At 64.8% G+C, this 22,984-nt stretch carries 22 protein-coding genes and 1 riboswitch; of the genes, 6 read left to right on the forward strand and 16 right to left on the reverse strand.

What is annotated here, in order from left to right; translation table 11 throughout:
• Positions 1 to 142: 142 nt before the first annotated feature.
• The 4 genes from nrdE to G5A46_RS15675 form a co-directional block, all read right to left on the reverse strand.
• Complete coding sequence (nrdE, locus tag G5A46_RS15660; protein WP_239521040.1) at positions 143 to 2,224, reverse strand: class 1b ribonucleoside-diphosphate reductase subunit alpha; 2,082 nt, start codon at positions 2,222 to 2,224, stop codon at positions 143 to 145.
• A 68-nt stretch (positions 2,225 to 2,292) separates the two neighbouring features.
• Positions 2,293 to 2,709 carry a class Ib ribonucleoside-diphosphate reductase assembly flavoprotein NrdI gene (nrdI, locus tag G5A46_RS15665; protein WP_163850874.1) on the reverse strand — a complete coding sequence of 139 codons (417 nt, stop codon included), beginning with the start codon at positions 2,707 to 2,709 and terminating at the stop codon, positions 2,293 to 2,295.
• Between the two features lie 8 nt (positions 2,710 to 2,717).
• Complete coding sequence (gene nrdH / locus G5A46_RS15670) at positions 2,718 to 2,939, reverse strand: glutaredoxin-like protein NrdH (protein ID WP_163850876.1); 222 nt, start codon at positions 2,937 to 2,939, stop codon at positions 2,718 to 2,720.
• A 110-nt stretch (positions 2,940 to 3,049) separates the two neighbouring features.
• Positions 3,050 to 3,243: riboswitch (cobalamin riboswitch) on the reverse strand.
• A 143-nt stretch (positions 3,244 to 3,386) separates the two neighbouring features.
• On the reverse strand, positions 3,387 to 3,848 hold the full coding sequence (locus tag G5A46_RS15675) for an Lrp/AsnC family transcriptional regulator (protein WP_163850878.1): 462 nt from the start codon (positions 3,846 to 3,848) through the stop codon (positions 3,387 to 3,389).
• 128 nt (positions 3,849 to 3,976) lie between these two features.
• On the opposite strand from G5A46_RS15675, the gene putA reads away from it, so the two are divergent.
• Entirely contained in the window at positions 3,977 to 7,501 is a 3,525-nt protein-coding gene (gene putA / locus G5A46_RS15680; RefSeq protein WP_163850879.1) for a bifunctional proline dehydrogenase/L-glutamate gamma-semialdehyde dehydrogenase PutA, read from the forward strand.
• A 61-nt stretch (positions 7,502 to 7,562) separates the two neighbouring features.
• On the opposite strand, the gene G5A46_RS15685 is transcribed toward putA, so the two are convergent.
• Positions 7,563 to 7,997 (reverse strand): hypothetical protein, encoded by a 435-nt coding sequence (locus tag G5A46_RS15685; protein WP_163850881.1) that lies wholly within the window; start codon positions 7,995 to 7,997, stop codon positions 7,563 to 7,565.
• Between the two features lie 491 nt (positions 7,998 to 8,488).
• Here G5A46_RS15685 and G5A46_RS15690 point away from each other — a divergent pair, with 491 nt between their 5' ends.
• Positions 8,489 to 9,055, forward strand: a complete 567-nt coding sequence (locus tag G5A46_RS15690) for a pseudouridine synthase (protein WP_163850882.1) — start codon at positions 8,489 to 8,491, stop codon at positions 9,053 to 9,055.
• Between the two features lie 73 nt (positions 9,056 to 9,128).
• Here the strand turns inward: G5A46_RS15690 and G5A46_RS15695 are convergent, their stop codons facing one another.
• The 8 genes from G5A46_RS15695 to G5A46_RS15730 all read right to left on the reverse strand — a co-directional run bounded on the left by G5A46_RS15695 (position 9,129) and on the right by G5A46_RS15730 (position 16,803).
• On the reverse strand, positions 9,129 to 10,529 hold the full coding sequence (locus tag G5A46_RS15695) for a TRAP transporter large permease (protein WP_163850885.1): 1,401 nt from the start codon (positions 10,527 to 10,529) through the stop codon (positions 9,129 to 9,131).
• Between the two features lie 2 nt (positions 10,530 to 10,531).
• Positions 10,532 to 11,164, reverse strand: a complete 633-nt coding sequence (locus tag G5A46_RS15700; RefSeq protein WP_163850886.1) for a TRAP transporter small permease subunit — start codon at positions 11,162 to 11,164, stop codon at positions 10,532 to 10,534.
• Between the two features lie 92 nt (positions 11,165 to 11,256).
• Positions 11,257 to 12,270, reverse strand: a complete 1,014-nt coding sequence (locus G5A46_RS15705; RefSeq protein WP_163850888.1) for a C4-dicarboxylate TRAP transporter substrate-binding protein — start codon at positions 12,268 to 12,270, stop codon at positions 11,257 to 11,259.
• 425 nt (positions 12,271 to 12,695) lie between these two features.
• Entirely contained in the window at positions 12,696 to 13,859 is a 1,164-nt protein-coding gene (locus G5A46_RS15710; protein WP_163850890.1) for an alpha-D-ribose 1-methylphosphonate 5-triphosphate diphosphatase, read from the reverse strand.
• Positions 13,856 to 14,437: a phosphonate metabolism protein/1,5-bisphosphokinase (PRPP-forming) PhnN gene (gene phnN / locus G5A46_RS15715; protein WP_163850892.1), complete on the reverse strand. Its 582-nt coding sequence runs from the start codon at positions 14,435 to 14,437 to the stop codon at positions 13,856 to 13,858. Before phnN ends, G5A46_RS15710 begins: the two co-directional genes overlap by 4 nt.
• Positions 14,434 to 15,117, reverse strand: a complete 684-nt coding sequence (gene phnL / locus G5A46_RS15720; protein WP_163850894.1) for a phosphonate C-P lyase system protein PhnL — start codon at positions 15,115 to 15,117, stop codon at positions 14,434 to 14,436. The genes phnN and phnL overlap by 4 nt, the downstream gene beginning before the upstream one ends.
• Positions 15,118 to 15,148: 31 nt before the next feature.
• Positions 15,149 to 15,928 (reverse strand): phosphonate C-P lyase system protein PhnK, encoded by a 780-nt coding sequence (gene phnK / locus G5A46_RS15725; RefSeq protein WP_163850897.1) that lies wholly within the window; start codon positions 15,926 to 15,928, stop codon positions 15,149 to 15,151.
• A gap of 8 nt (positions 15,929 to 15,936) precedes the next feature.
• Positions 15,937 to 16,803, reverse strand: a complete 867-nt coding sequence (locus G5A46_RS15730; protein ID WP_163850899.1) for an alpha-D-ribose 1-methylphosphonate 5-phosphate C-P-lyase PhnJ — start codon at positions 16,801 to 16,803, stop codon at positions 15,937 to 15,939.
• Between the two features lie 32 nt (positions 16,804 to 16,835).
• On the opposite strand from G5A46_RS15730, the gene G5A46_RS15735 reads away from it, so the two are divergent.
• Positions 16,836 to 16,985, forward strand: a complete 150-nt coding sequence (locus G5A46_RS15735; protein WP_163850901.1) for a hypothetical protein — start codon at positions 16,836 to 16,838, stop codon at positions 16,983 to 16,985.
• Positions 16,986 to 16,990: 5 nt separating this feature from the next.
• Here G5A46_RS15735 and G5A46_RS15740 read toward each other — a convergent pair whose 3' ends face one another.
• Genes G5A46_RS15740 through phnG form a run of 3 tightly spaced genes read right to left on the reverse strand, consistent with a single transcriptional unit; the run spans position 16,991 to position 19,139 of the window.
• A complete protein-coding gene (locus G5A46_RS15740; protein WP_163850903.1) occupies positions 16,991 to 18,097 on the reverse strand; it encodes a carbon-phosphorus lyase complex subunit in 1,107 nt (368 codons plus the stop codon).
• Positions 18,097 to 18,660, reverse strand: a complete 564-nt coding sequence (gene phnH, locus G5A46_RS15745; RefSeq protein WP_163851210.1) for a phosphonate C-P lyase system protein PhnH — start codon at positions 18,658 to 18,660, stop codon at positions 18,097 to 18,099. The genes G5A46_RS15740 and phnH overlap by 1 nt, the downstream gene beginning before the upstream one ends.
• A gap of 17 nt (positions 18,661 to 18,677) precedes the next feature.
• Positions 18,678 to 19,139 (reverse strand): phosphonate C-P lyase system protein PhnG, encoded by a 462-nt coding sequence (gene phnG, locus G5A46_RS15750; protein ID WP_239521000.1) that lies wholly within the window; start codon positions 19,137 to 19,139, stop codon positions 18,678 to 18,680.
• Between the two features lie 101 nt (positions 19,140 to 19,240).
• Here phnG and phnF point away from each other — a divergent pair, with 101 nt between their 5' ends.
• The 3 genes from phnF to G5A46_RS15765 all read left to right on the forward strand — a co-directional run bounded on the left by phnF (position 19,241) and on the right by G5A46_RS15765 (position 22,734).
• A complete protein-coding gene (phnF, locus tag G5A46_RS15755; RefSeq protein ID WP_163850905.1) occupies positions 19,241 to 19,999 on the forward strand; it encodes a phosphonate metabolism transcriptional regulator PhnF in 759 nt (252 codons plus the stop codon).
• A gap of 214 nt (positions 20,000 to 20,213) precedes the next feature.
• Positions 20,214 to 21,398, forward strand: coding sequence for an alpha-D-ribose 1-methylphosphonate 5-triphosphate diphosphatase (locus tag G5A46_RS15760; protein WP_163850908.1), 1,185 nt, complete (start codon positions 20,214 to 20,216; stop codon positions 21,396 to 21,398).
• Between the two features lie 133 nt (positions 21,399 to 21,531).
• Positions 21,532 to 22,734: a glycerophosphodiester phosphodiesterase family protein gene (locus G5A46_RS15765; RefSeq protein ID WP_163850909.1), complete on the forward strand. Its 1,203-nt coding sequence runs from the start codon at positions 21,532 to 21,534 to the stop codon at positions 22,732 to 22,734.
• Positions 22,735 to 22,984 lie beyond the last annotated feature (250 nt).

Here is a 22,984-nt window from a genome sequence, read left to right on the forward strand (position 1 = left end):
ATCCTTGGCGGGCGGTGTAATGGGGTCGGTCGCAGGCGCGTGAAGATGGGTATAGAAAGGTCAGGCCTGCGGCATTTTCAGGTACAGCCGGCGCGGCACTTGGGAATACCCCCAAGGCGCCCCGCCAGCCCAACGTTCGAGATCAGAGAGAACAGGACACGCAGCCCTGCACTTCTGTCCCTTCAAGGGCCATCTGGCGCAGGCGGATGTAGTAAATCGTCTTGATCCCCTTCTTCCATGCGTGGATCTGCGCCTTGTTGATGTCGCGCGTGGTGGCCGTGTCCTTGAAGAACAGGGTCAGGGACAGCCCCTGGTCCACGTGCTGTGTCGCAGCGGCATAGGTGTCGATGATCGCCTCGGGACCGATTTCATAGGCATCCCGGTAATATTCCAGGTTGTCATTGGTCATGTAGGGCGCCGGATAATAGACGCGGCCGATCTTGCCCTCCTTGCGGATCTCGACCTTGGCGGTGATCGGATGGATGGAGGAGGTCGCATTGTTGATGTAGCTGATCGACCCGGTCGGCGGCACCGCTTGCAGGTTTCGGTTGTAAAGGCCGTCGCGCATCACTGTCTCGCGCAGTTCGGTCCAGTCGGCGCGGCTTGGAACGGTGATGCCGAAACGGGTGAACAGCTCCGCACCCGCCGCGGTTTCCGGCAGCCAGTCGCGGGCCACATATTTGTCGAAGAAACTGCCGTCCGCATAGCTGCTGTCGGCGAAGCCCGCGAAACTGCGCCCTTTTTCCCGCGCCAAGGTGCTAGAGGCACGCAGACAATGATAAAGAACCGTGGCGAAGTAGATGTTGGTAAAATCGATCCCTTCGGGCGATCCGTAATGGATCCGCTCCCGCGCGAGGAACCCGTGCAGGTTCATCTGACCCAGGCCGATGGCATGGCTTTCATCATTGCCGCGCCGCACGGAGGGCACGGAATCGATCGACGACATTTCCGACACGGCATTCAGTGCCCGCACAGCAGTATCCACGGTCGCGCCCAGATCGCCGCCATCCATGGCCCGCGCGATATTGAGCGAGCCGAGGTTGCAGGAGATATCCGTGCCCAGATGTTTGTACCCCAGATCGTCGTTGAATTCGGACGCTTCGTTCACCTGCAGGATCTCGGAACACAGGTTCGACATGGCGATCCGCCCCTTCACGGGGTTGGCGCGGTTCACCGTGTCCTCGAACATGATGTAGGGATAGCCGCTTTCGAACTGGATCTCGGCAAGGGTCTGGAAGAACGCGCGCGCGTTGATCTTCTTCTTGCGGATCTTGGGGTTGGCGACCATTTCGGCGTATTTCTCGCTGACCGAAATGTCGGAGAAGGCGCAGCCATAGACCTTTTCCACGTCATGCGGGGAAAAGAGGTACATATCCTCGTTCTTCTTGGCCAGCTCGAAGGTCACATCGGGGATCACCACGCCCAGAGACAGGGTCTTGATCCGGATCTTTTCGTCCGCATTCTCCCGCTTGGTATCCAGGAACCTAAGAATATCAGGGTGATGCGCGTTCAGATAGACCGCGCCCGCGCCCTGCCGTGCGCCAAGCTGGTTGGCGTAGGAAAAGCTGTCTTCCAGCAGCTTCATCACCGGGATCACGCCGGAGGACTGGTTCTCGATGCCTTTGATCGGGGCTCCGTATTCGCGGATGTTGGTCAGCATCAGCGCCACGCCGCCGCCGCGCTTGGACAATTGCAGGGCGGAATTGATACCGCGCCCGATGCTTTCCATGTTGTCTTCCAGCCGCAGCAGAAAACAGGAGATCAGCTCCCCCCGCTGCGCCTTGCCGGCGTTCAGGAAGGTGGGCGTGGCCGGCTGAAACCGGCCGGCCAGGATTTCCTGCATCAGCCCCATCGCCAGCGCCTCGTCCCCGCGTGCCAGGGCAAGGGCGACCATGACGACGCGATCCTCGAACCGCTCGAGATAGCGTTTGCCGTCCCGCGTCTTCAGCGTGTAGCTGGTGTAATACTTGAAGGCGCCCAGGAAAGTCGGGAACCGGAACTTGGCCTTGAACGCGGCATCCCAGATCCGCGCGATAAAGGCGCTGTCGTACTGGTCCAGAACCTCTGCCTCGTAATAGCCTTCCTCCACCAGATAGCGCAGCTTTTCCTCCAGCGAGTGAAAGAAAACGGTGTTCTGGTTGACGTGCTGCAAGAAATATTGCCGCGCGGCCAGCCGGTCGGCATCGAACCGGATCTTGCCCTGTTCGTCATAGAGGTTCAGCATCGCGTTCAACGCGTGGTAATCCAACCCCTGCCATTCGGTGGGAACGGCCTTGGCCGGTGCGGCGTCGCTCAGATCGCGGTCGAGAATTGCGTCTTCCAAAACCTGTCCAGTCCTTCGGTGACGCGGGTGATGTCGGTGTCCGTTCCGGCCAGTTCGAACCGGTAAAGGACCGGCACGCCGCATTTGCGTGCCACCACATCCCCCGCCAGGGCAAAGGTTGCCCCAAAATTGCGGTTGCCCGCGGCAATGACGCCGCGGAGATGCTGCCGTGTGCCCGGGTCGTTCAGGAACCGGATCACCTGTTTGGGAACCGCGCCCCGCCCCTGCCCATCCGCAAAGGTGGGCGTGATCAGCACAAAGGGCGCGCGGGGGGCGGGCATATGCTCCCCCGGGGTGATCGGGATTCGCTGGGCCGGCACCCCCAGGCGGGCGACGAAACGATGCGTGTTCCCCGATCGGGAGGAGAAGTAGACCAGCCCGCCCAAGGCCGGCCTCAGCCCAGCGCGTTGATCTTGTCGGGGCGGAAACCGGCCCAGTGATCGTCGCCTGCCATCACGACAGGTGCCTGACGATACCCCAATTCGGTCACGCGCGCCAGCGCCTCGGCGTCCTCGGTCAGGTCGACCAGGTCGTAATCTAGCCCCTTCGCGGCCAGCGCGCGGGTGGTGGCGGTGCATTGCACGCAGGCGGGTTTGGAATAGACGGTGATGGTCATCGGGGTCTCCGGTCGTAGCAGCATTTTCCGGGTTTCGGGGCAGAGACGCCGACCGCCGCGGCCCTGTCCAGGCCCCGGCTGATGCGATGTCCCCGGACCCTCCGTCCGGTCTCGAAATTTGTGTCCCGGCAGGTCTCCTGGCTTGCGGCTCGAACACCCGTCCCCCCCTTCCCGACGGCACATCCGCCAGTGGATCAACGGGTTCGGGCTTGCCGCTCACAGTTGCGGGGGCAGCGCCGGCATTTCACCGGCTTCCCATTTTCACCCGAAACGATTTCCGGGCACCAAGACAACATCATATAGACGCCAATGCCAGGGGAGTGTCAATATATGGAGTTCCGGAGGAAAGTAGCCCGGTGATGGCATACACGTTTGGAAGCCCCGGGAAAGGCATGCCTTTTCCCCCCAAACCCCCGTCGCGTCCAGTACGAAAAAAAAATTTTCCGCTCAGAACGCCAAATCCTTGACCGCCTCCATGGTGACGTGGGTCGATGTGCTCTCCACATGCGGCAGGGCCGAGACGACCTCTCCCAGAACGCGCCTGTAGCTGTCGATATCCTCCGTTCGGACCTTCAGAAGGTAATCGAAGGATCCGGCGATCATGTGACATTGCTCTATTTCGGGCACTATACGCACAGCCGCGTTGAAGGCGCGCAGTGCCGCCTCCCGCGTGTCGGACAATGTCACCTCCACAAAGGCGACATGCGCGCGGCGCAGGGCGGCCGGGTCCAGCACGGCCCGGAATCCCAGGATGACACCATCGTCCTGCAACCGCTTCAGACGGGCCTGGCAGGGGCTTTTGGACATGCCGATGCGCCGGGCCAGATCCGTGGCGGGCAGCCGCCCTTCGTTCGATAGAATATCAAGAATCTTCCGATCAAACCGGTCAAGCTGCCTGCTTTCGGACATATCGCACACCTATAGGTCTGAATATCCACCCCAGAGAAGTCATATCACCTGAAATTTTCGGAGATCAAGGCAACACGCCCGCGTCACTTCTGCGACACTGGGTTAAACCCCTGTTGCCGAGGCCCGCCATGACCGATCTTTCCACCCTTCGCCGCCAGATCCGTGACCTGACCCGCGCCCCCGAAGCGCAGGTGATCGACGCCCTTCGGGCGCAAAGCGCACCCTCCCCCGCCCTGCGCGAGGAAATCACCGCCCGCGCCCGCGATCTCGTGCAGGAGATCCGAGGCGACGACCGGCCCGGCCTGATGGAAGTTTTCCTGACTGAATATGGCCTGTCCACCTCCGAGGGAATCGCCCTGATGTGTCTGGCAGAGGCGCTGTTGCGCGTGCCCGATGCCGAAACCATCGACGAGCTGATCGACGACAAGATCGCGCCTTCGTCCTGGGGGGAGCATCTCGGGAAATCGTCTTCTTCCCTTGTCAATGCCTCCACCTGGGCGCTGATGCTGACGGGCAAGGTCCTGGATGACGACCGGTCGCGCGGCATGGCGCATATCCTGCATTCCGCCGTCAAGCGCCTGGGAGAGCCGGTGATCCGCACCGCAGTCCGCGCCGCCATGCGCGAAATGGGCAACCAGTTCGTTCTGGGCGAAACCATTGAAAGCGCAATCAAACGCGGGCGCGGGATGGAGGCCAACGGCTACACCTATTCCTACGACATGCTGGGAGAGGCCGCGCTGACCGCCCGTGACGCCGCCAAGTTCCACGCCTCCTATGCCCATGCGATCCGCACCCTGGGCGCGCGCGCCACCTCCGCCGATATCCGCGATAACCCCGGCATTTCGATCAAACTGTCCGCACTTCATCCCCGCTACGAGGTCGGCCAACGGGATCGCGTGATGGCAGAACTGGTAGACAGCGCCCTGGATCTGGCCCTGCTGGCCAAGGAACACAACATGGGTCTGAACATCGACGCAGAAGAGGCCGACCGCCTGGACCTGTCGCTGGACGTGATCGAGGCCGTGCTGTCCGACGACCGGCTGGCCGGCTGGGACGGGTTCGGCGTGGTGGTGCAGGCCTACGGAAAACGGGCCGCGCCGGTGCTGGACTGGCTGCACGCCGTCGCCAGCAAACATGACCGCCGGATCATGGTCCGGCTGGTCAAGGGCGCCTATTGGGATACGGAGATCAAGCGGTCGCAGGTGGAGGGGCTGCCCGGCTTCCCTGTCTTCACGCGCAAGACGGCGACCGACGTGTCCTATATCTGCTGTGCCGCGCGGCTGTTCGCGATGACCGACCGGATCTACCCGCAATTCGCCACCCACAACGCCCATACCGTCGCCGCCATCCGCGCCATGGCGCCTGACACCGATTGCTTTGAATTTCAGCGATTGCACGGCATGGGGGAGGTTCTGCATCGCCGCGTGAAAAAGGCGGAGGGCACGCGCTGCCGCATCTACGCCCCCGTTGGCGCGCATCGCGATCTGCTGGCCTATCTCGTGCGGCGGCTGCTGGAGAACGGGGCCAACTCCTCCTTCGTGAACCAGATCGTGGACGAGGACGTGCCCCCCGCCGTTGTCGCCGCCGACCCCTTTGCCGCCTGGGAGGCGGAAAAGGACCAGCCGCAACCGCATATCACCGCACCCGAGGCCCTGTTCGCCCCGGAACGGACCAATTCCCGGGGCTGGGATCTGCACGACACCACCGACCTGGCCGAGATCGAGACCGCCCGCGCCCCCTTTGCCCGCCACCAATGGACCGCCACGCCGCTCCTGGCGGTGGAGGCGACGGGCGGCGCGCCGCAACCGCTGATCAACCCTGCCGATCCGTCCGATATCGTGGGACATGTCGCGGAAACCACCGCCGAAGAGATCGCCTCCGCCCAGGCCGCCGCCACCGATTGGTCGATTGCCACGGGGGCAGAGCGGGCGCGAACCCTGTCCCGCGCCGCCGATCTTTACGAGGCGCATTTCGGCGAGATCTTCGCCATTCTCACGCGGGAGGCCGGAAAAACCCCGCGCGACGCCATTGCAGAGCTGCGCGAAGCGGTGGATTTCCTGCGCTACTATGCCACCCGCATCGGCGGCTTGCAGCATGATGCGCGTGGCGTCTTTACCTGCATCTCGCCGTGGAATTTCCCGCTGGCCATCTTTACCGGGCAGATCGCCGCGGCCTTGGCGGCCGGGAACGGCGTACTGGCCAAACCCGCCGACGCCACGCCTCTGATCGCGCATCGCGCCGTGTCGCTGCTGCATGAGGCCGGCGTGCCACGGGCGGTGCTGCAATTGCTTCCCGGCACCGGCGCGCAGGTCGGCGCGCCGCTGGTGGAAACGCCTGACCTGGCGGGCGTCTGCTTCACCGGCTCAACCGCCACGGCACAGGGGATCAACCGCGCCCTGGCCACCAGCGCCCCCACCGCCCCGTTGATCGCGGAAACCGGCGGGTTGAACGCGATGATCGTGGACAGCACCGCCCTGCCCGAACAGGCGATCCGCGATATCGTGATCTCCTCCTTCCAATCGGCAGGCCAGCGGTGTTCGGCGCTGCGGCTGCTCTACCTGCAAGAGGATATCGCGCCCGCCTTCCTTGAAATGCTCTACGGCGCGATGGAGGAGCTGGCCTTGGGCGACCCATGGGATCTGGCCACCGATATCGGCCCCGTCATCGATGCCCGCGCCCAGGCCGGCATTGCCGAACATGTCGCTCAGGCCCAGGCCGAGGGCCGCGTGATGAAAACGGTCGCTGCCCCGGACACCGGCCATTTCATCGCCCCCACCGTGATCCGCGTCGCGGGCATGGCGGATCTGGAGCGGGAGATCTTCGGCCCCGTTCTGCATGTGGCGACCTTCCGGGCCAGCCAGCTCGATCAGGTGATCGACGCGGTAAACACCTCTGGCTACGGGCTGACTTTCGGACTGCACACCCGGATTGACGACCGCGTGGAACATGTGGCCAACCGGGTGCGGGTTGGCAACCTTTACGTGAACCGTAACCAGATCGGCGCCATTGTCGGATCGCAACCCTTTGGCGGCGAGGGTCTTTCCGGTACCGGGCCCAAGGCGGGCGGGCCAAACTACGTGCCGCGCTTTACCGCGCTGCCCCGCGCAGATGCGGAGGATGCGGGCGACGGCGGCGATGTTGCCGAACTGGATGCCACGGCGGTGCAGCAGGCGCTGGACGCCCTGCCACGCCCCTGCACCGCGCCGCTGGAGGTGACGGACCTGCCCGGCCCGACAGGCGAATCGAACCGCCTGTCGCTGTTCCCGCGCGGCGTGGTGCTGTGCCTGGGGCCGGATCTGGACAATGCGACGCGGCAGGCGCAGGCGGCACAGGCGCGCGGCTGCGCGACATTGACCCTGTGTCCGGGCGCGACCGGCGCGGGCTGCCTGGATAGACGTTTGTCGCCCGAGGTACTGAAAGATCTGACCGGTTTCGACGCCGTGGCGCTGGCCGGAACGGCAGACAGCCTGCGCCCCTGGCGGCAGGCGCTGGCGGCTGGCACAGGCGCGCTGTTGCCACTGCTGGACGAGGCCGACATCGGCCCGCGCTGTGTGCTGGAACGCCATGTCTGCATCGACACGACCGCGTCAGGCGGCAATGCGGTGCTGTTGGCAGGCGCAGACCCGGCACCCGCCGATGGGCACGCGGCCTGAGCCGCGTCACCCGATCCGCGCCCGCAATTCAGCAAAGAACGACGGCGGGAACGGCCCGCCGTCAGGCCACCATCCGACGAAAGAAATCGTCAAGGTCGTCATGCAGCCGGAACCTGGAAGACACGGCATCGTATTCCGCAATTGCCGTGATCTCGATCCCGGTTTCCGCCGCTGCCGCCTCGCCTGGCCAGAACAGGTCTCGGCGGCGGCGGCACATGGTAGCCAGGTAGACCTGCCAGGTGGTGCCGATCCAGCCGCAAGCGCGGCTCAGCTCCAGCGCGGTGGCGCCGGGGTTTTCCAGCAGGGCCCGCAACACCTGTATTTCTGTCGGATTGGGGGGGTCGGTCTCGAAGGCATTGCGCACGCGATCCGTCAGGGCGAGGTCCTGAAGATCACCGCGATCCGTCTCGGGGAGGGTGAAGCGCAATCCCTCGATCGAAGCCCGGCGCAGCGGCCAGAACGGACGAAACAGGGGCATCTGTCGCAGAAAGGCCATCGGGCTCATCCGATCTCTCCACCGGAAAGACGGCTGACCACGACGGAACCAGCGGCGCTGCCCGGCCGCGGGGTATACGTAGAATAGGGCATGTGAATTACCACTCGAAATTGATTTTTTTTGTTCGAGTTATCCACAAGATCGAAAAATCGTCAATCAGACCTGACATTTATCGCGGCAACCTGAGTCTTTCCGGCCACAGCCCCCTGGGCACCGACGGCCATCAGACCTGTGTCAGCCGCGTGTCAGCCGCCGCACCACACGGTCGATGGCACCGCCCCGGCGCGGCGCAAAAAGACAATCCAGTACGAACATCAAAGGTGAAATCTGGGCCATGTCGCCCCCCGAACGAAAAGGTGTTGTCCCCCTGCGATAGCCGCGCGACTTGTCAATTTCGTGACACCGCAGGCGGAGAGGCAGGTCGCGATCGGGCGCATTCGCTTCCGCCGCACCGCGTGCTCTGCTACGGCGGAACCAGAGAAGGAGCCGTAATGCCCCGCACCATCCTGTTCAACAAGCCCTTCGACGTGCTGCCGCAATTCACCGATCGCGGCACCGAAGGCACACCCCGCCGCACCCTGTCGGATTTCATCGCCCTGCCCGGCGTCTACCCCGCCGGACGCCTGGACCGTGACAGCGAGGGGCTGATGATCCTGACCGACGACGGCCGGCTTCAGGCCCGGATCACCCATCCCAGGCACAAATGGCCCAAGACCTATTGGGTCCAGGTCGAAGGGCTGCCCGACGCGGCCGCGCTGGACGCGCTGCGCCAGGGCGTCACCCTGAAGGACGGCCCGACCCGCCCGGCCCGCCTGCGCCGGATCGATGCGCCACCGGGATTGTGGGACCGCAACCCGCCCATCCGCCAGCGCAAATCCGTGCCCGATTGCTGGATCGAACTGCAGATCACCGAAGGCCGCAACCGCCAGGTGCGCCGCATGACCGCCCATGTCGGCCACCCCACCCTGCGCCTGATCCGCGCTGCCATCGGGCCATGGCGGTTGGACGGGCTGACCCCCGGCAATTGGCGCGACGCCCCGAAACCCGGGCCCGGCTGACCGGAAACTGGACCCCCCACAGCAAAAAGGCCCGCCACAATGGCGGGCCTTTTCAATCTGGTGCAACGCGGTCCTACGCCAGCGACGGCAGCCACAGCACGATCTGCGGAAAGGCCACCAGCCCCGCGATGGTCAGCGCATCGGCCACGAAGAAGGGCATCACGCCGCGGAACACATCCTGCACCGAAACCTCCGGCCGGACGCCCGCCACGACAAAGCAGTTCAGCCCGATCGGCGGGGTGATCAGGCAGAACTCTGCCATCTTGACCACCAGAATGCCGAACCAGATCGCGCACATCGGCCCGGACATGCCAAAGGCGCTGTCCGCCGCGCTGACGAATTCGCCGCCGTTCAATGCCATGACCGCCGGGTAGACCACCGGCAGGGTCAGCAGCAGCATCCCGATCGCATCCATGAACATGCCCAGCACCGCATAGGCCAGCAGGATCATCACAAGGGTGATCATCGGAGATTGCTCCAGCCCCTGCAGGAAGTCGGAGAAGGCGCCCGGCAGGTCTGCAAAACCCAGAAACCGGACAAAGACCAGCACTCCCCAGATGATGGTAAAGATCATCGTCGCCAGCTTGGCCGTTTCCAGCAGCGCGTCCTTCAGCTGGGACCAACGCATCCCGCGCACCAGCGCCATGATGAAAACCACAGCCGCGCCCAGGGCGCCGCCCTCGGTCGGCGTGCCCCAGGGATCGCCGCCAAAGGGGTTGTAGATGAAGAAGATGATGATGAAGACGACAAAGAAAATCGGAAAGGCGGGCGGCAGGGATTTCAACCGCTCCTTCCAGGTAAAGCCGCGCACCGCCGGGCCGAAATTCGGCAGCACCAACGCCATGGTCACGATCAGCCCGCCATAAATCACCGCCGAGAAGGCGCCGGGGATGAACCCCGCCAACAGCAGTTTGCCCACGTCCTGCTCCACGATGATGGCGTAGATCACCAGGATGGCCGAGGGCGGGATCAGGGAGGCCAGCGTGCCACCTGCAGCCACTACCCCGGCGGCGAAGCGCTTGTCATAGCCCAGTTTCAGCATCTCGGGGATGGCGATTCGGGCAAAGACGGCCGAGGTCGCAACCGAGGCGCCGGAAACGGCAGAGAACCCCGCCGTGGCAAAGACGGTGGAAACGGCCATGCCGCCCGGTAGCCAGCCCACCCATTTCTTGGCCGCGTCGAACAGCGCCTGGGTCAGCCCGGCGTAATAGGCAAGGTAGCCGATCAGGATGAAGGTCGGAATCAGCGACAACTCCTGACTGGCGATCTTGGAATGGGGCACCTGGCCCGCCGTCTTGACCGCGATTGTCACGGCCTTGCCGAACTGATCGGGGGCGTAGCCGAACTTGTTCCAGAAGATCCACACCAGCCCGACCAACCCGGCGATGCCGGCGGCAAAGGCGACGCGCATGCCCAGGATGACCAGAACCAGCAACCCGCCGGTGACCCAGATACCGATATCGAGACTGTTCATGCTCAGCGCTCCATGCCCGAGACATGCTCGGCTTCTTCGGCCGCCAACTGGGCGGCGGATTTCACCAGCGGCACCGCGACGGGTGCCGTCCCCCCCGTTCCGATGGCCCGCAGATATCCCCAGAGCTGAAGCGCCAACCGCATGGCCAGGATGGAAAAGGCCAGCGGTACCAACAGCTTGGCAGGCCACAGCGGCAATCGGATATCGATGGAGCTGTCACGGCTCCACATCGGGGCGGCGAAATCGAAGGACCGGTCGAAATGCGCCCAGCTGCCCCAGACCAGCAGCACCATCAGGATGAAGGTCGCCAGCGTGGTGACGAATTCTGCGCCCCAAAGTGCCCTGCCCTTCAGCTTGCCGATGACGATATCCATGCGGATATGCCCGCCGTCCCGCTGCGTGAAGGCGACGCCCAGGAAGGCGATCAGGGGCATCGCCTGCTGAATCCAGTCGACATAGCCGGGCAGCGGGGCGTTGAACAGGTTGCGCCCCCCCACCGAGACCACGGCCAGGACCATCAGCATCAGCACCGCGAACCCCGCGATCAGGGCAAAGACCCGTTCGATCCTGTACAGCCCCCGGTCCAGCCGGCTCAGCAGCGTGTCATCGGTCAATACTGCGGCCGATTGCGCCATGCGTTTCCCCTTTTTCACAACAACCGGCAGGGCCGGAAGACACGAGGCCCGGACAATCGCCGGGCCTCACCTGTTTCACCTGTCCGCGCCGATCATTCGGCGTGCAGTTCCGCCAGCTTGGCGGTCACGAGGTCATAGAGCTCCTGAGCGGGGATGCCCTGCGCGGATTTCTCTTCGATCCAGGATTGCGCGATTCCGGCGGTGGCGTCGCGGAACTTGGCCAGCTCCTCGTCGGAGAACTGCACTTTCTGCACGCTTTTCTCGTCCAGGATCTTGTCCCATTGCGCCAGCACGTTGCCCTCGTAATTTTCGACGTAATACGCAATCGCCGCATCGACGGAGCCGTCCAGCGCCTCGCGATGTTCGGGGCTAAGCGCCTCGTAGGCGTCGATATTCACCACGATCGGGCAATTCACCGTGCCGGGGTTCAGGTTCTCGGTCCACCAGGCCGCCTGATCGATGGTGCGGAACGACAGATGCGCGTGCTGGGCAAAGGCCACGGTATCGACGACGCCGGCATCCATGGCGTTATAAGCCTCGTTCGACGGGACGGAGGTCGGGACCGCGCCCACGGTCTTGAACGCTTCGCCCAGACCGCCGGTGGCGCGCACGCGCATGCCGTCGAAGGCCGCCAGAGTGTCGCGCGGATCGCCGGTTCCGACCAGGTTGTATTGCGGCATGGGGGAAGTCATCAGCAACTTGGCGTTCCAGCGCGCCAGGTCTTCCTGAACCGCGGGATGGGCATAGACGGCATGGCTGACGGCGACTTCCTCGTCCAGGTTGCGCACGCCCAGGAACGGCAGTTCCAGCACGGTGATCGTCGGGTTCTTGTCCTCGTGGTAGCCGGCGCAGAACTGCGCCATCTCGAAGGCCCCGATGGAAATACCGTCCAGATTTTCGGTATTTTTCGACAGGCCACCATAGGAGATATTCATGGTGAAGTCGCCATTCGTCTTCTCGGAGACGAGTTCGGCCATCTTCTCCACGTGCTCGGTGAAGGCGCGGCGCTTGCCCCAGACAGACACGCTCCACTCCACGGCAAAGGCCGGGGCAGCGATGGAGACACTGATCGCGGCGACAGCGGCACCTTGCAGAAATTTCTTCATGGTTATCCTCCCAGTTTCGACCTGAAGGGTCGATTGCGCATGTAGCGTAACGGCGCCCTTGCAAGAAACAAGACAAATTCCCTACGCAATTTTCGGTACTCGGACGCTGCCACCCCGTGGCGCGGACGCGTGACACCATCAAAACCATGCGGCGCGGTGAAAAAATTTGGGAAGATTAACGTTTCGTAAGGCTCTCGCGCGCATGGTGGCCGCGTGAGGAGGCCGATGCGGCAGGTCGGCCCGGGGCCATGGCCACCATGACAGCGCCCGCCCCGCCAAAACAGCGCCCGCCCCGGCGCGACCGGGACGGGAATTGCAACCTTTGGGAAAGGATCCGGAAACAGAAAGAACCAAAGGGCGATCTGCGGGCGCCCGGATAACTGTGCCCCTTGCCTTGGGCCGCAGCCGGCGCGGGGCGGCTGCGTCTAACCGATGCGATTGCCCTGCACCCAGACGCCACGCAGGACGGGTATCCCGCCGCGCAGGTCGAACCGGATCAGGTCGGCCCGTTGGCCCGGCGCAATCTCTCCCCGATCCTCCAGCCCGGAGGCCCGGGCAGGCGCGCGCGTCACGCAGGCCAGGCCACGCGCCATGTCGTCCCACAGGGCGCCCAGTTGCACCGCACCCTGCAACAACGCCGCCGGCACATAATCCGAGCTGAGGATGTCCAGCAGCCCCTGATCGGCCAACGCACGGGCCGAGACATTGCCGGAATGCGATCCGCCCCGCACCAGGTTGGGCGCGCCCATGATCACCGCGATGCCGGCGTCGCGACAGGCCTGCGCCGCCTCCACGGTGGTGGGGAATTCCGCCAGCCGGATCCCGTGCCCGGCCGAGGTCGCGACCTGTTCGGCGGTGGTGTCGTCATGGCTGGCCAAAACCGCGCCAAAGCGCCCCGCCGCCGCCACGGCCGCAGCCTCGTGCGTGGCCCCCAGCCGCTCATGCAGGGCATAAAGATATCCCACGTAATCCTCGAACCCCTCGCGGGAGAGACCATGCTTCCCGCAGACGTAATCCTCGAACTTCGTGATGTCGCGGAACTGCCGCTGCCCAGGCGTGTGATCCATCAGCGAGACGATACCGACCCGATCAGCGGGACCGAATTCCGCCAGTTCCTCCAGCAGGGTTTCGGAACAAGTCTCTGCCCGAAGGTGCAAATGGTGGCTGATCTTGAGAGCCCCCGCCTCGCGCATCGCCAGGATCTCGTTCGCCATGGGACGGGCGTAGCGCTTGTAATCCTTGCGCCCGCCATCGGTGATCGATCCCACACGGATCGCGTCGAACACGGTCGTGATACCGCAGCCCGCCAATTCGGCATCGTGCCCCACGATCGCGGCATGATGCGGCCACATGACACCGGGCCGCGGCTGAATGTGCCGTTCCAGGTTGTCGGTGTGCAGTTCCACCAGTCCGGGAGATACGAAATCGCCGCCGCAATCCAGCGCGCCACGCGGCGCCGGGCCGGTGCCCAGATCCACGATGGTGCCGCCGCGCAGCACCAGGTGGGCCCTTGGCAGAACCTCGGTCGCGGTGATCACCTGCGCATTGGCCAGGACGGTTTCGCCCGTGTCGGATCCCTGGATGTTCATGTCTCTGCCCTATCTTTCCTGGTGCCCGTGCGCGGGCTGTCGTCCTGGTCCAGCAGCGCAAGAAGTCGCGCCACCGTCTGGTCAAGCGGGCCGGAATTGTCCACAGCCCACGCCGCGATGCCCGCCGGCAGCGCAAAATCCGCCCGTCGCAGCCGCGCGGCGATGTCCTCGGCACTTTCCCGACCACGCGCGGCCAGCCGTTCTGCCAGAACCTCCGCCGGGGCGCTCAACTGGATCACAACCACCCGGGAGATCCGCGCCCGCGCCGTGCCCAGGACCGCGCGCGACAGATTGGCCACCACGTCGTGCCCCGCCTCAAGATCCACCTCGACCGAACGGGGGATGCCATATCGCAGGCCATGCGCGCGCCAATGCAGCACGAATTCTCCTGCCGCCGCTCGGGTGGCGAAGTCGTCGAACGTGACGCTGTCGAACGCCTCCCCCCCCGCCGTGGCGGGGCGGGTGATGACACGGCGGGCCAACCGGATGCCCGGTCGCGCCTGCGCCAGGGCCGTCATCACGCTGTCCTTGCCCACACCCGACGGACCGACCACCGCTATCAGGCGGCCCTGGGTCACGCCGCCACCTGTGGCGAAAACCCGGTCACATCGACCACGCGGTCGCAAACCCGGTCGCGGGCCTCCGTATCGTGGAAAATCCCCAGGATGGCGGCCCCGCGCGCCTTTGCCTCGTCGATCAGGGCCAGGACCACTGCCCGGTTCGCAGCGTCCAGGCTGGCTGTCGGCTCGTCCAGCAGAAGTGCCGGATAGGCATGGGCAAAGCCGCGCGCGATGTTCACCCGCTGCTGCTCACCGCCCGAGAATGTCGTCGGCGACAAGCCCCACAGGCCCTGCGGGATGTTCAGCCGCGTCAGCAATTCCCGGGCACGGTCCCGCGCGGGGCCCTCTGCCACGCCGACGGCGCGCAGCGGCTCGGCCACCACGTCCAGCGTCGGCACGCGCGGCACAACGCGCAGAAACTGACTGACATAGCCCAGCGTCTCCCGCCGCAGGGCCAGGATCTCCCGCGGGGCGGCGCAGGCCACATCGACACCGCCTACTCGGATCGCGCCGCTGTCGGTCAGGTAATTGCCGTAGATCATCCGCATCAGCGTCGATTTCCCGGCCCCCGAAGCGCCCGTCAACCCGACGCATTCCCCGGCGGCGACCGACAGCACAGCGTCCCGCATCACCGGGATCTCGGCCCCGCCCTGATTGTGCAGAACGAACCTCTTGCTCACGTTTTCAACAGAAATCATCCCATCATCCCCTTTGCCACGCATTGCCCCGTCAGACCTGCAACACGCTGGAGACCAGCAATTGCGTATAGCCGTGCTGGGGGTCGTCCAGCACCTGATCGGTCAGGCCGGCCTCCACCACCTGTCCGCCCTTCATCACCATCAACCGGTCGGCCAGCAGTCGCACGACAGCCAGATCATGGGTCACGACGATCGCCGACAGGCCCATTTCGCGTACCAGACCGCGCAACAGATCCAGCAGCCGCGCCTGGACACTGACATCCAGCCCGCCGGTAGGTTCATCCATGAACACCAGCCGCGGCCCGGTCACCAGGTTGCGCGCGATCTGCAACCGTTGACGCATCCCACCGGAAAAGGCGGTGGGCCGGTCGTCAATCCGGTCACCGGCGATTTCCACCCGGCCCAGCCAATCCTGCGCTTCGTCCCGTATGCGGCCGTAATGGCGCGCGCCGACGGCCATCAGCCGTTCACCAACGTTCCCACCGGCGGAGACGTTCATACGCAGGCCGTCATGGGCATGCTGGTGAACAAAAGCCCAATCGGTTCGCGCCAGATGACGACGGGCGGCCTCTGCCATGGTGACCGTATCGGTCAACCGGCCCTCCATATCGAACAGAACTTCACCGCGATCCGGCGCCAGATGACCGGCAAGACAATTCAACAAGGTCGTCTTGCCGGACCCGCTTTCCCCGACAATCCCCATGACCTCACCGGGATAGAGATCAAAGTTCACGTTCTCGCAGCCGACCCGATCACCGTAGAAGCGGGCCAGATCCGTGACCCGCAGCAGCGGATCCGTGCTGGTTGGCATCATGTCTATCATGGCCGTGCCCCTTCGATCTGCGGTTGGCGGCCCTGGTGGCCGGCGGCGCGCCTGGTACGGCAATAATCGGTGTCGGAACAGACGAACATCCGTCCGCCCGCGTCATCCACGATGACCTCGTCGAGGTAACTGTCGCCGGCGCCGCACAGGGCGCAGTCGGCCTCTGCCTTGCCGGGTTGGAATGGGTAATCCGCGAAATCCAGGCTGACGACCTCACAATGAGGCGGCAGGGCGTAGATGCGTTGCTCCCGCCCTGCGCCGAAAAGTTGAATTGCCCCCATGGACAACTTGGGGTTGTCAAATTTCGGAATCGGCGAGGGGTCCATGACATAGCGCCCCTCGACCTTGACCGGATAGGCGTAGGAGGTGGAGATTTCGCCGTGACGGGCGATATCTTCATACAATTTGACATGCATCAGCCCGTATTCCTCCAACGCATGCATCTTGCGCGTCTCCACCTCGGAAGGTTCGAGGAACCGCAGCGGTTCGGGGATAGGGACCTGATAGACCAGGATCTGCCCCTCACCCAAGGGTTCCTCCGGGATGCGGTGGCGGGTCTGGATGATCGTGGCGTGGGCGGTTTCCTCGGTGGTGGCGACGCCTGCGACCTTCTCGAAAAACCGCCTGATGGAGACGGCATTCGTGGTGTCGTCCGCGCCCTGGTCGATCACCTTGAACGTGTCCTCGGGCACCAGGGTCGCGGCCGACACCTGCACACCGCCGGTGCCCCAGCCATAGGGCATCGGCATTTCCCGGCTGGCAAAGGGCACCTGGTAGCCGGGCACTGCGATCCCTTTCAGGATCGCGCGGCGGATCATCCGCTTGGTCTGTTCATCGAGATAGGCAAAGTTATATGCATCCATCAGAGCACCCGATCGGCAAGGGAGGCCACGCCATGTCCGACGCCCTTCTCCTGTTTCTTTGTCTGGCCGCCGCCATGATCGCGCTGGCCGCAATTCGCGCCCGACGGGGCAAACCGGGCCGCGGGATGAAGGGCGGGCGCCCGCGCCACTACGACGACATCCACGGTGGCGGAGAGGATTAGGCCGCTCATTTCGCAGCATCCTGCTTCAGGGCGTTGCGGGACTCGGCCTCGCGCCGCAACCTGCGGACGAGTTCCAACTCGCTCTGGAAGTCGACGTAGTGAGGCAACTTGATATGTTCCAGAAAGCCCGTCGCCTGGATATTGTCGGAATGATAGAGCACGAATTCCTCGTCCTGCGCCGGTGCGCCGGCATTGTCTTCGCCCAATTCCTCCCACCGGAGCGCACGGTCGACCAACGCCATGGAGATCGCCTTGCGCTCCGTCTGGCCAAAAACCAGCCCATAGCCGCGAGTGAATTGCGGCGGCTCCGTTTTGGAGCCGGTGAACTGGTTCACGGTCTCGCATTCGGTCAGCGTGATCTCCCCGATCTCCACGGCAAAGCCGAGCTCGGGGAGATGCATTTCCACCGGGACAGCGCCGATGCGCAGCTCCCCGACAAAGGGGTGATTCCGGCCATATCCACGCTGCGTCGAATAGGCCATGCCCAGAACGAACCCCTCGTCGCCACGCGTCAGCGCCTGCAAACGTAACGCCCGCCCGGCTGGCAGCTCCAGCGGTTCGCGTGTCAGATCGGGAGGGATATCGTCTTGAGGTTCTGGTTGAACTTCAGCCTGTAACAGGCCCTCCTGTCCCAAAAAATCTGAAATTCTCGGCGTCGCCGCCCGGCGGGGCGTGGCCTGCGGAGCGGGCGCCGGTTCAAGCTCTTCGGCAGCCAGTGCAAAGTCCAGCAGACGATGCGTGTAGTCGAAAGTCGGCCCCAGAACCTGCCCGCCTGGCGCATCCTTGAATGTCGCGGAGATGCGCCGGTCACAGGTCATCGCGCCAGTATCCACAGGGGTGGAACTGCCGAAGCGGGGCAGCGTGGTACGATAGGCGCGGATCAGGAAAATCGCCTCGATCAGGTCGCCACGCGCCTGTTTGATCGCCAGGGCGGCAAGGTCGGGATCATGCAGAGACCCCTCCGCCATGACCCGGTTCACCGCCAAAGCCAGCTGCTCGCGGATCTGTGCCACGGACATCTCCGCCACGCCCGGATCGCCACGCCGTTCCTCGGCCAGCCAGGCATGGGCGTTGTCGATCGCGGCCTCGCCGCCCTTAACTGCGACATACATCAGTGTACCTCCGTGGACCGGGGCAGCGCCCAAAGCCTGGCGCCTTCGGTGAAATAGAAATCCTGCCCCAAGGGGAACAACGCCCGGTTGTCACGGAACGCCGTGACCTCCGGCAGGCGGGCCGGGCCGTCGCCTTTCAGCCCCGGTCCGCGCAGGGTCACATTCCGCAAAGCCGGCCAGCCGTCGACGATCAGGGTTGCGGACCTGTCGGGGTATTCAGCAGTTCCGATGGCAAACCGGTCCAGTGGCGTCAGCGCGTCCCATGCCCCCAGGGCAAACACCGCATCCGCCGCGCCGGTCAGCGGGGCGCCGGTGTGAAAGGTGACCCAGTCGCGCAGCGGCGCGCAGTCGTGATCCCCCGCCAGATGCAGTGGCGTCGTCTGATCGCAAAGCGTCAGCAACAACGTCGCGGCGGCCGGGCTGGTTGGCGCAGGGGCGGAGGCAAGATCAGCCAAGACCTGAACGGTGCCGGGCCGGGCCAGGCCCTCAAGCGCGGCGCGAAAGGCGCGGGCGGATTGAGCAGGAGCATCACTGAATCCGCCGCGCAGGGCGTCGGCGCTCAGGGTGGTGGTGTCGGTCATCAATCCTCTCCCCTTACCATGGTAAAGAACTCCACTTTCGTGGCGGCGGCGCGGGCGGCGCGAGCTTCGGCCTGTGTCCGGATCTCTGCGCGCAGCGGCTCCAGCAGGTCACGGCGCACCGCCGCCGCATGCGCGCCCTGCATCAGCGCATCGACCAGCGCAGCCACCCGCGCCTTGTCCCGGTCACGTCCCTGCACCACCGCATGGCCGACATCGCCGCCTGCCAATCGCAGGGCGCAGCGCGTCACTGTCATCTCCCCCAGGTTGAAAGCCGCGCCCGTACCTCCGGCCCGACCCCGCACCATGACGGCGCCGATCTCGGGCGCGCGCAGCCAGTCGAATTCGGGGGCCAGTCCCAGCCCGCCCCAACGCCGGGCCAGCGCCGCGGCCGGGGCCTTGGCCAGCAGGCTCATCCAGTCCCTCCGGGCCAATTGAGCTTCGTTCAGTTCTTGCGCTGCCATTCAGACACCTTGCGTATTTGTCTAGATAACTATACAACTAGACAAATCCTTACGCCCCGCCCGAACCGGTGGCAAGCCCGAGCAGATGAAGATTTCATGACATGACCCCCCCGCCCCCCCGAACCCCCCTTTGGCAAAGCATCGCCCAGGCGCTGCACGACGACATCTCCAAGGGCCGCTACGCCCCCGGTGACCGCCTTCCGACCGAGGCAGAACTGTCCGCCCGGTTCGGCGTGAACCGGCACACCGTGCGGCGCGGGCTGGCCGATCTGGCGCAGGCCGGACTGACCCATGCGCGGCGCGGCGCGGGGGTCTTCGTGGCGCAGCGACCCACGGACTACCCGCTGGGCCGGCGCGTGCGCTTTCACCAAAGCCTGCGCGCCGCCGGGCGCCTGCCCGCGCGCCGGGTTCTGGCCACCGAAACCCGGGCAGCCGATCGGCGTGAGGCGGAGGCGCTGGCCCTCGCGCCCGGCACCTCCGTACATTGCGTGGATGGCGAATCACTGGCTGACGGCCAGGCCATCGCGCTGTTCCGCTCGATCTTTCCGGCCGCGCGTTTCCCCGAACTGCCGGCCTCTCTCGCCCGGCAGGGCTCTGTCACCACCGCGCTGGCCGAGGCGGGCGTGGCCGACTACACCCGCGCCTGGACACGCATCACCGCCCGCCCGGCCAACGCCACCCAAGCGGCACAGCTGCGCCTGCGCGAGGGAGATCCGCTGTTACGCACCACCTCGGTCAATGCCGATGCCCAGGGCCGGGCGGTGGAATTCGGACGCGCCTGGTTCGCCGCCGACCGCGTCACCCTGACCCTGGCCGAGGACGATTCCGCACCCCCTTCGGGCGAAAATACCGCAGGGTGAATGACGCGCCCCGCGCGGCAGAGGGGCAGCGCCCCTCCTCCACATCTCCAACCTCCGCGACATCGCATCGCCGTTGCGCCCAACCACATCCCCCCTTTGCACGCACTCGGCAAAAAGCTGCTTTTTCGGGCAAACCTGTCATTCGAGCGATACAAACCGCCGTTATCCACAGCCCAATTCTCAAAAGAGAGCAGGTTTCAACCAGGGCAACCCCATGACCCACACGATGCCATCCCTGCGCCTGACCGGGGCAGTCATATTGCGGGACGGAATGCTGAAACGGCGCTCCGTTGCCTTTTCCAATGGGCGGATCACCCGCGGCCCCCTGCCCGAAGTCGACCTGACCGGCTATTACGTGCTGCCCGGCATCATCGACCTGCATGGCGATGCCTTTGAACGCCACGTCGCGCCGCGCCCCACCGCGCCGTTCCCGTTGCGCACCGGGTTGCGTGCCACCGAACGCGATGCGGCCGCCCATGGGGTGACCACCGCCTGGCTGGCCCAAAGCTGGAGCTGGGAGGGTGGCACCCGTGGCCCCGACGCGGCCGAGGAATTCCTGGAGGCGCTGGACAGCTACCGGCGGGCCGAGGCGGTGCTGGACCTGCGCGCCCAGATCCGTTGCGAGACACATACCATTGACACCGAAACCCGTCTGCTGGCGGCGGTGCGCCGCCACGGGGTGGATTACGTGATCTTCAACAACCACCTGGACGAGGCCCTGTCGCTGGCCGAGACCCGGCCCGACCTGCTGCGCGACTGGGCACGGCGCGCCGGGCGCACACCGCAGGAACATCTGGAACTGGTGCGCGCCGTCCGGGCCCGGCGCAGCGAGGTACCGCGCTATCTCTGCCGCCTGGCGGAGCGGTTCGACGAGCTTGGGATCAGCTACGGCTCGCATGATGATCCCGATGGCGAGACCCGCGAAACCTATTCGATGATCGGCGCCAAGATTTGCGAGTTCCCCACCGCACGCTCCGCCGCCGCCCTGGCCCGTGCCGTGGGCGATCCGATCCTGATGGGCGCGCCCAACGTGGTGCGGGGCGGCTCGCAATCAGGCAATATCGCCGCCGCCGACCTGGTGCGCGCCAATCTCTGCGATGTGCTGGTGTCCGACTATTATTACCCCGCGCTGTCGCAAGCGGCCTTTGCGCTGGTGGATGACGGGCTGGCCGATTTGCCACGCGCCTGGGCGATGATCTCCTCCGCCCCGGCGGAAGTGCTACGCCTGGCCGACCGGGGTCGGATCGCACCGGGGCTGCGCGCCGATCTGACCGTGATCAACGCCACCACCCGCGCGGTTGAGGCCACGATCGCCGGCGGGCGCATCGCCTACCTGGGCGGAGAGGCCGCCAACAGGTTCGCCGCCCAGGCCGGGCCGACCGCGCTTGCCGCCGAGTGATCGTGACGCCCCCTCCCGCGCGCACCCGGCATGGGCTTGCAGGCAGATCGTCAAGAAACTGTTGGAAAACCATCATCTTCCTGTTGCGCGAACGCGGGACACGGAGCACCTGCAATTTCCTCTGGAGGCTCTCATGACCTTTGCCAAATTCCCGCTCGCCCTGGCGATGCTTGCCGCTACGGCGCCTGCCGTTCTGGCTGACACCGCCGTCAATATCGGCGCCCGTCCCTTCTACCTGATCGACGCCCTGCCCGAAGGGGATCTGAAGGACAAGCTGGCATCCTGCACCGGCCCGTTCGAGGCTTCCGAATTCTCCATCGGTCACCGTGGTGCGCCGCTGATGTTCCCTGAACATACCGTTCAATCCAATGTTGCCGCGGCCCGCATGGGTGCCGGCATCCTGGAATGCGACGTGGCCTTTACCGCCGACAAGGAACTGGTCTGCCGCCACGCGCAGAACGATCTGCACACCACGACCAACATCCTGGCGACCGAGCTGGGTGACAAGTGCACCACCCCCTTCGCCGCCGCCTCCGGCGATCAGAAGGCCGCCGCCGAGTGCCGCACTTCGGACATCACCCTGGCCGAGTTCAAGACCCTGAACGGCAAGATGGACGCCGCCAACCGCGCCGGCACCACGGTCGAGGAATACATGGACGGCACGGCCAACTGGCGCACCGACCTTTATGCCACCACCGGCACATTGATGACCCATGCCGAATCGATCGAGCTGTTCAAATCGCTGGGCGCCAAGTTCACCCCTGAGCTGAAATTCCCGTCCGTGGAGATGCCCTTTGACGGCTTCACTCAGGAAGATTACGCCCAGAAGATGATCGACGAATACAAGGACGCGGGCATTCCCGCCTCCGACGTGTTCCCGCAGAGCTTCAACCTGGATGACGTGCTGTACTGGATCAAGGCAGAGCCGGAGTTCGGCAAACAGGCCGTCTATCTGGTGGAATGGTCCGAAGGCTTCGACGAGCAGAACGCCGAGACCTGGAACGAAGATTTCGCCGCGCTGAAAGAGCAGGGCGTGAACTATCTGGCCCCCTCCATCAACATGATGGTGACCGAAGAGAACGGTGAGATCATGGCCTCCGCCTATGCCAAGGCCGCCAAGGATGCCGACCTGAAGCTGATCGCCTGGACCCTGGAACGCTCCGGCCCGCTGGCCACCGGCGGCGGCTGGTACTACCAGTCCATCACCCCCGCCGTGGACAACGACAGCGACTACCTGGTGGTTCTGGACGTGCTGGCGCAGGACGTGGGCGTCGAAGGCGTCTTCTCCGACTGGCCCGCGACCGTCACGCATTACGCCAATTGCATGGGCCTCTGATCAAGGACCGGCAAGAGGAGGCCTTTGGCCTCCTCACATATCCCCGGCCTGTATTTGGTGAATATTGAAGATAGAGGGCTCCCGCTGCGGGGGCCCTTTTTCGTTGGGGGAGGTTTGCGATCTATTTGTCTTCGAAGGCTTTATTTTCAGCTCGCGCTTAGGGATATCCTCGGCCATAGCGCACTTCTCGACCCACCTGTTACCAATAGGCAGAAAAGGAACCTCAAAAGGACCAATCTGCCGCGTTGAA

This window comes from Pseudooceanicola aestuarii (assembly GCF_010614805.1).
In the GTDB taxonomy this organism is placed as follows: Bacteria; Pseudomonadota; Alphaproteobacteria; order Rhodobacterales; family Rhodobacteraceae; genus Pseudooceanicola; species Pseudooceanicola aestuarii.

Excerpts from the sequence above, each read along its gene's own strand:
- nrdE (WP_239521040.1), bottom strand. The coding sequence starts at position 2,224 with ATGCTGAACCTCTATGACGAACAGGGCAAGATCCGGTTCGATGCCGAC.
- nrdH (WP_163850876.1), bottom strand. The coding sequence starts at position 2,939 with ATGACCATCACCGTCTATTCCAAACCCGCCTGCGTGCAATGCACCGCC.
- G5A46_RS15675 (WP_163850878.1), bottom strand. The coding sequence starts at position 3,848 with ATGTCCGAAAGCAGGCAGCTTGACCGGTTTGATCGGAAGATTCTTGAT.
- putA (WP_163850879.1), top strand. The coding sequence starts at position 3,977 with ATGACCGATCTTTCCACCCTTCGCCGCCAGATCCGTGACCTGACCCGC.
- G5A46_RS15685 (WP_163850881.1), bottom strand. The coding sequence starts at position 7,997 with ATGGCCTTTCTGCGACAGATGCCCCTGTTTCGTCCGTTCTGGCCGCTG.
- G5A46_RS15690 (WP_163850882.1), top strand. The coding sequence starts at position 8,489 with ATGCCCCGCACCATCCTGTTCAACAAGCCCTTCGACGTGCTGCCGCAA.
- G5A46_RS15695 (WP_163850885.1), bottom strand. The coding sequence starts at position 10,529 with ATGAACAGTCTCGATATCGGTATCTGGGTCACCGGCGGGTTGCTGGTT.
- G5A46_RS15700 (WP_163850886.1), bottom strand. The coding sequence starts at position 11,164 with ATGGCGCAATCGGCCGCAGTATTGACCGATGACACGCTGCTGAGCCGG.
- G5A46_RS15705 (WP_163850888.1), bottom strand. The coding sequence starts at position 12,270 with ATGAAGAAATTTCTGCAAGGTGCCGCTGTCGCCGCGATCAGTGTCTCC.
- G5A46_RS15710 (WP_163850890.1), bottom strand. The coding sequence starts at position 13,859 with ATGAACATCCAGGGATCCGACACGGGCGAAACCGTCCTGGCCAATGCG.
- phnL (WP_163850894.1), bottom strand. The coding sequence starts at position 15,117 with ATGATTTCTGTTGAAAACGTGAGCAAGAGGTTCGTTCTGCACAATCAG.
- phnK (WP_163850897.1), bottom strand. The coding sequence starts at position 15,928 with ATGCCAACCAGCACGGATCCGCTGCTGCGGGTCACGGATCTGGCCCGC.
- G5A46_RS15730 (WP_163850899.1), bottom strand. The coding sequence starts at position 16,803 with ATGGATGCATATAACTTTGCCTATCTCGATGAACAGACCAAGCGGATG.
- G5A46_RS15735 (WP_163850901.1), top strand. The coding sequence starts at position 16,836 with ATGTCCGACGCCCTTCTCCTGTTTCTTTGTCTGGCCGCCGCCATGATC.
- G5A46_RS15740 (WP_163850903.1), bottom strand. The coding sequence starts at position 18,097 with ATGTATGTCGCAGTTAAGGGCGGCGAGGCCGCGATCGACAACGCCCAT.
- phnG (WP_239521000.1), bottom strand. The coding sequence starts at position 19,139 with ATGGCAGCGCAAGAACTGAACGAAGCTCAATTGGCCCGGAGGGACTGG.
- phnF (WP_163850905.1), top strand. The coding sequence starts at position 19,241 with ATGACCCCCCCGCCCCCCCGAACCCCCCTTTGGCAAAGCATCGCCCAG.
- G5A46_RS15760 (WP_163850908.1), top strand. The coding sequence starts at position 20,214 with ATGACCCACACGATGCCATCCCTGCGCCTGACCGGGGCAGTCATATTG.
- G5A46_RS15765 (WP_163850909.1), top strand. The coding sequence starts at position 21,532 with ATGACCTTTGCCAAATTCCCGCTCGCCCTGGCGATGCTTGCCGCTACG.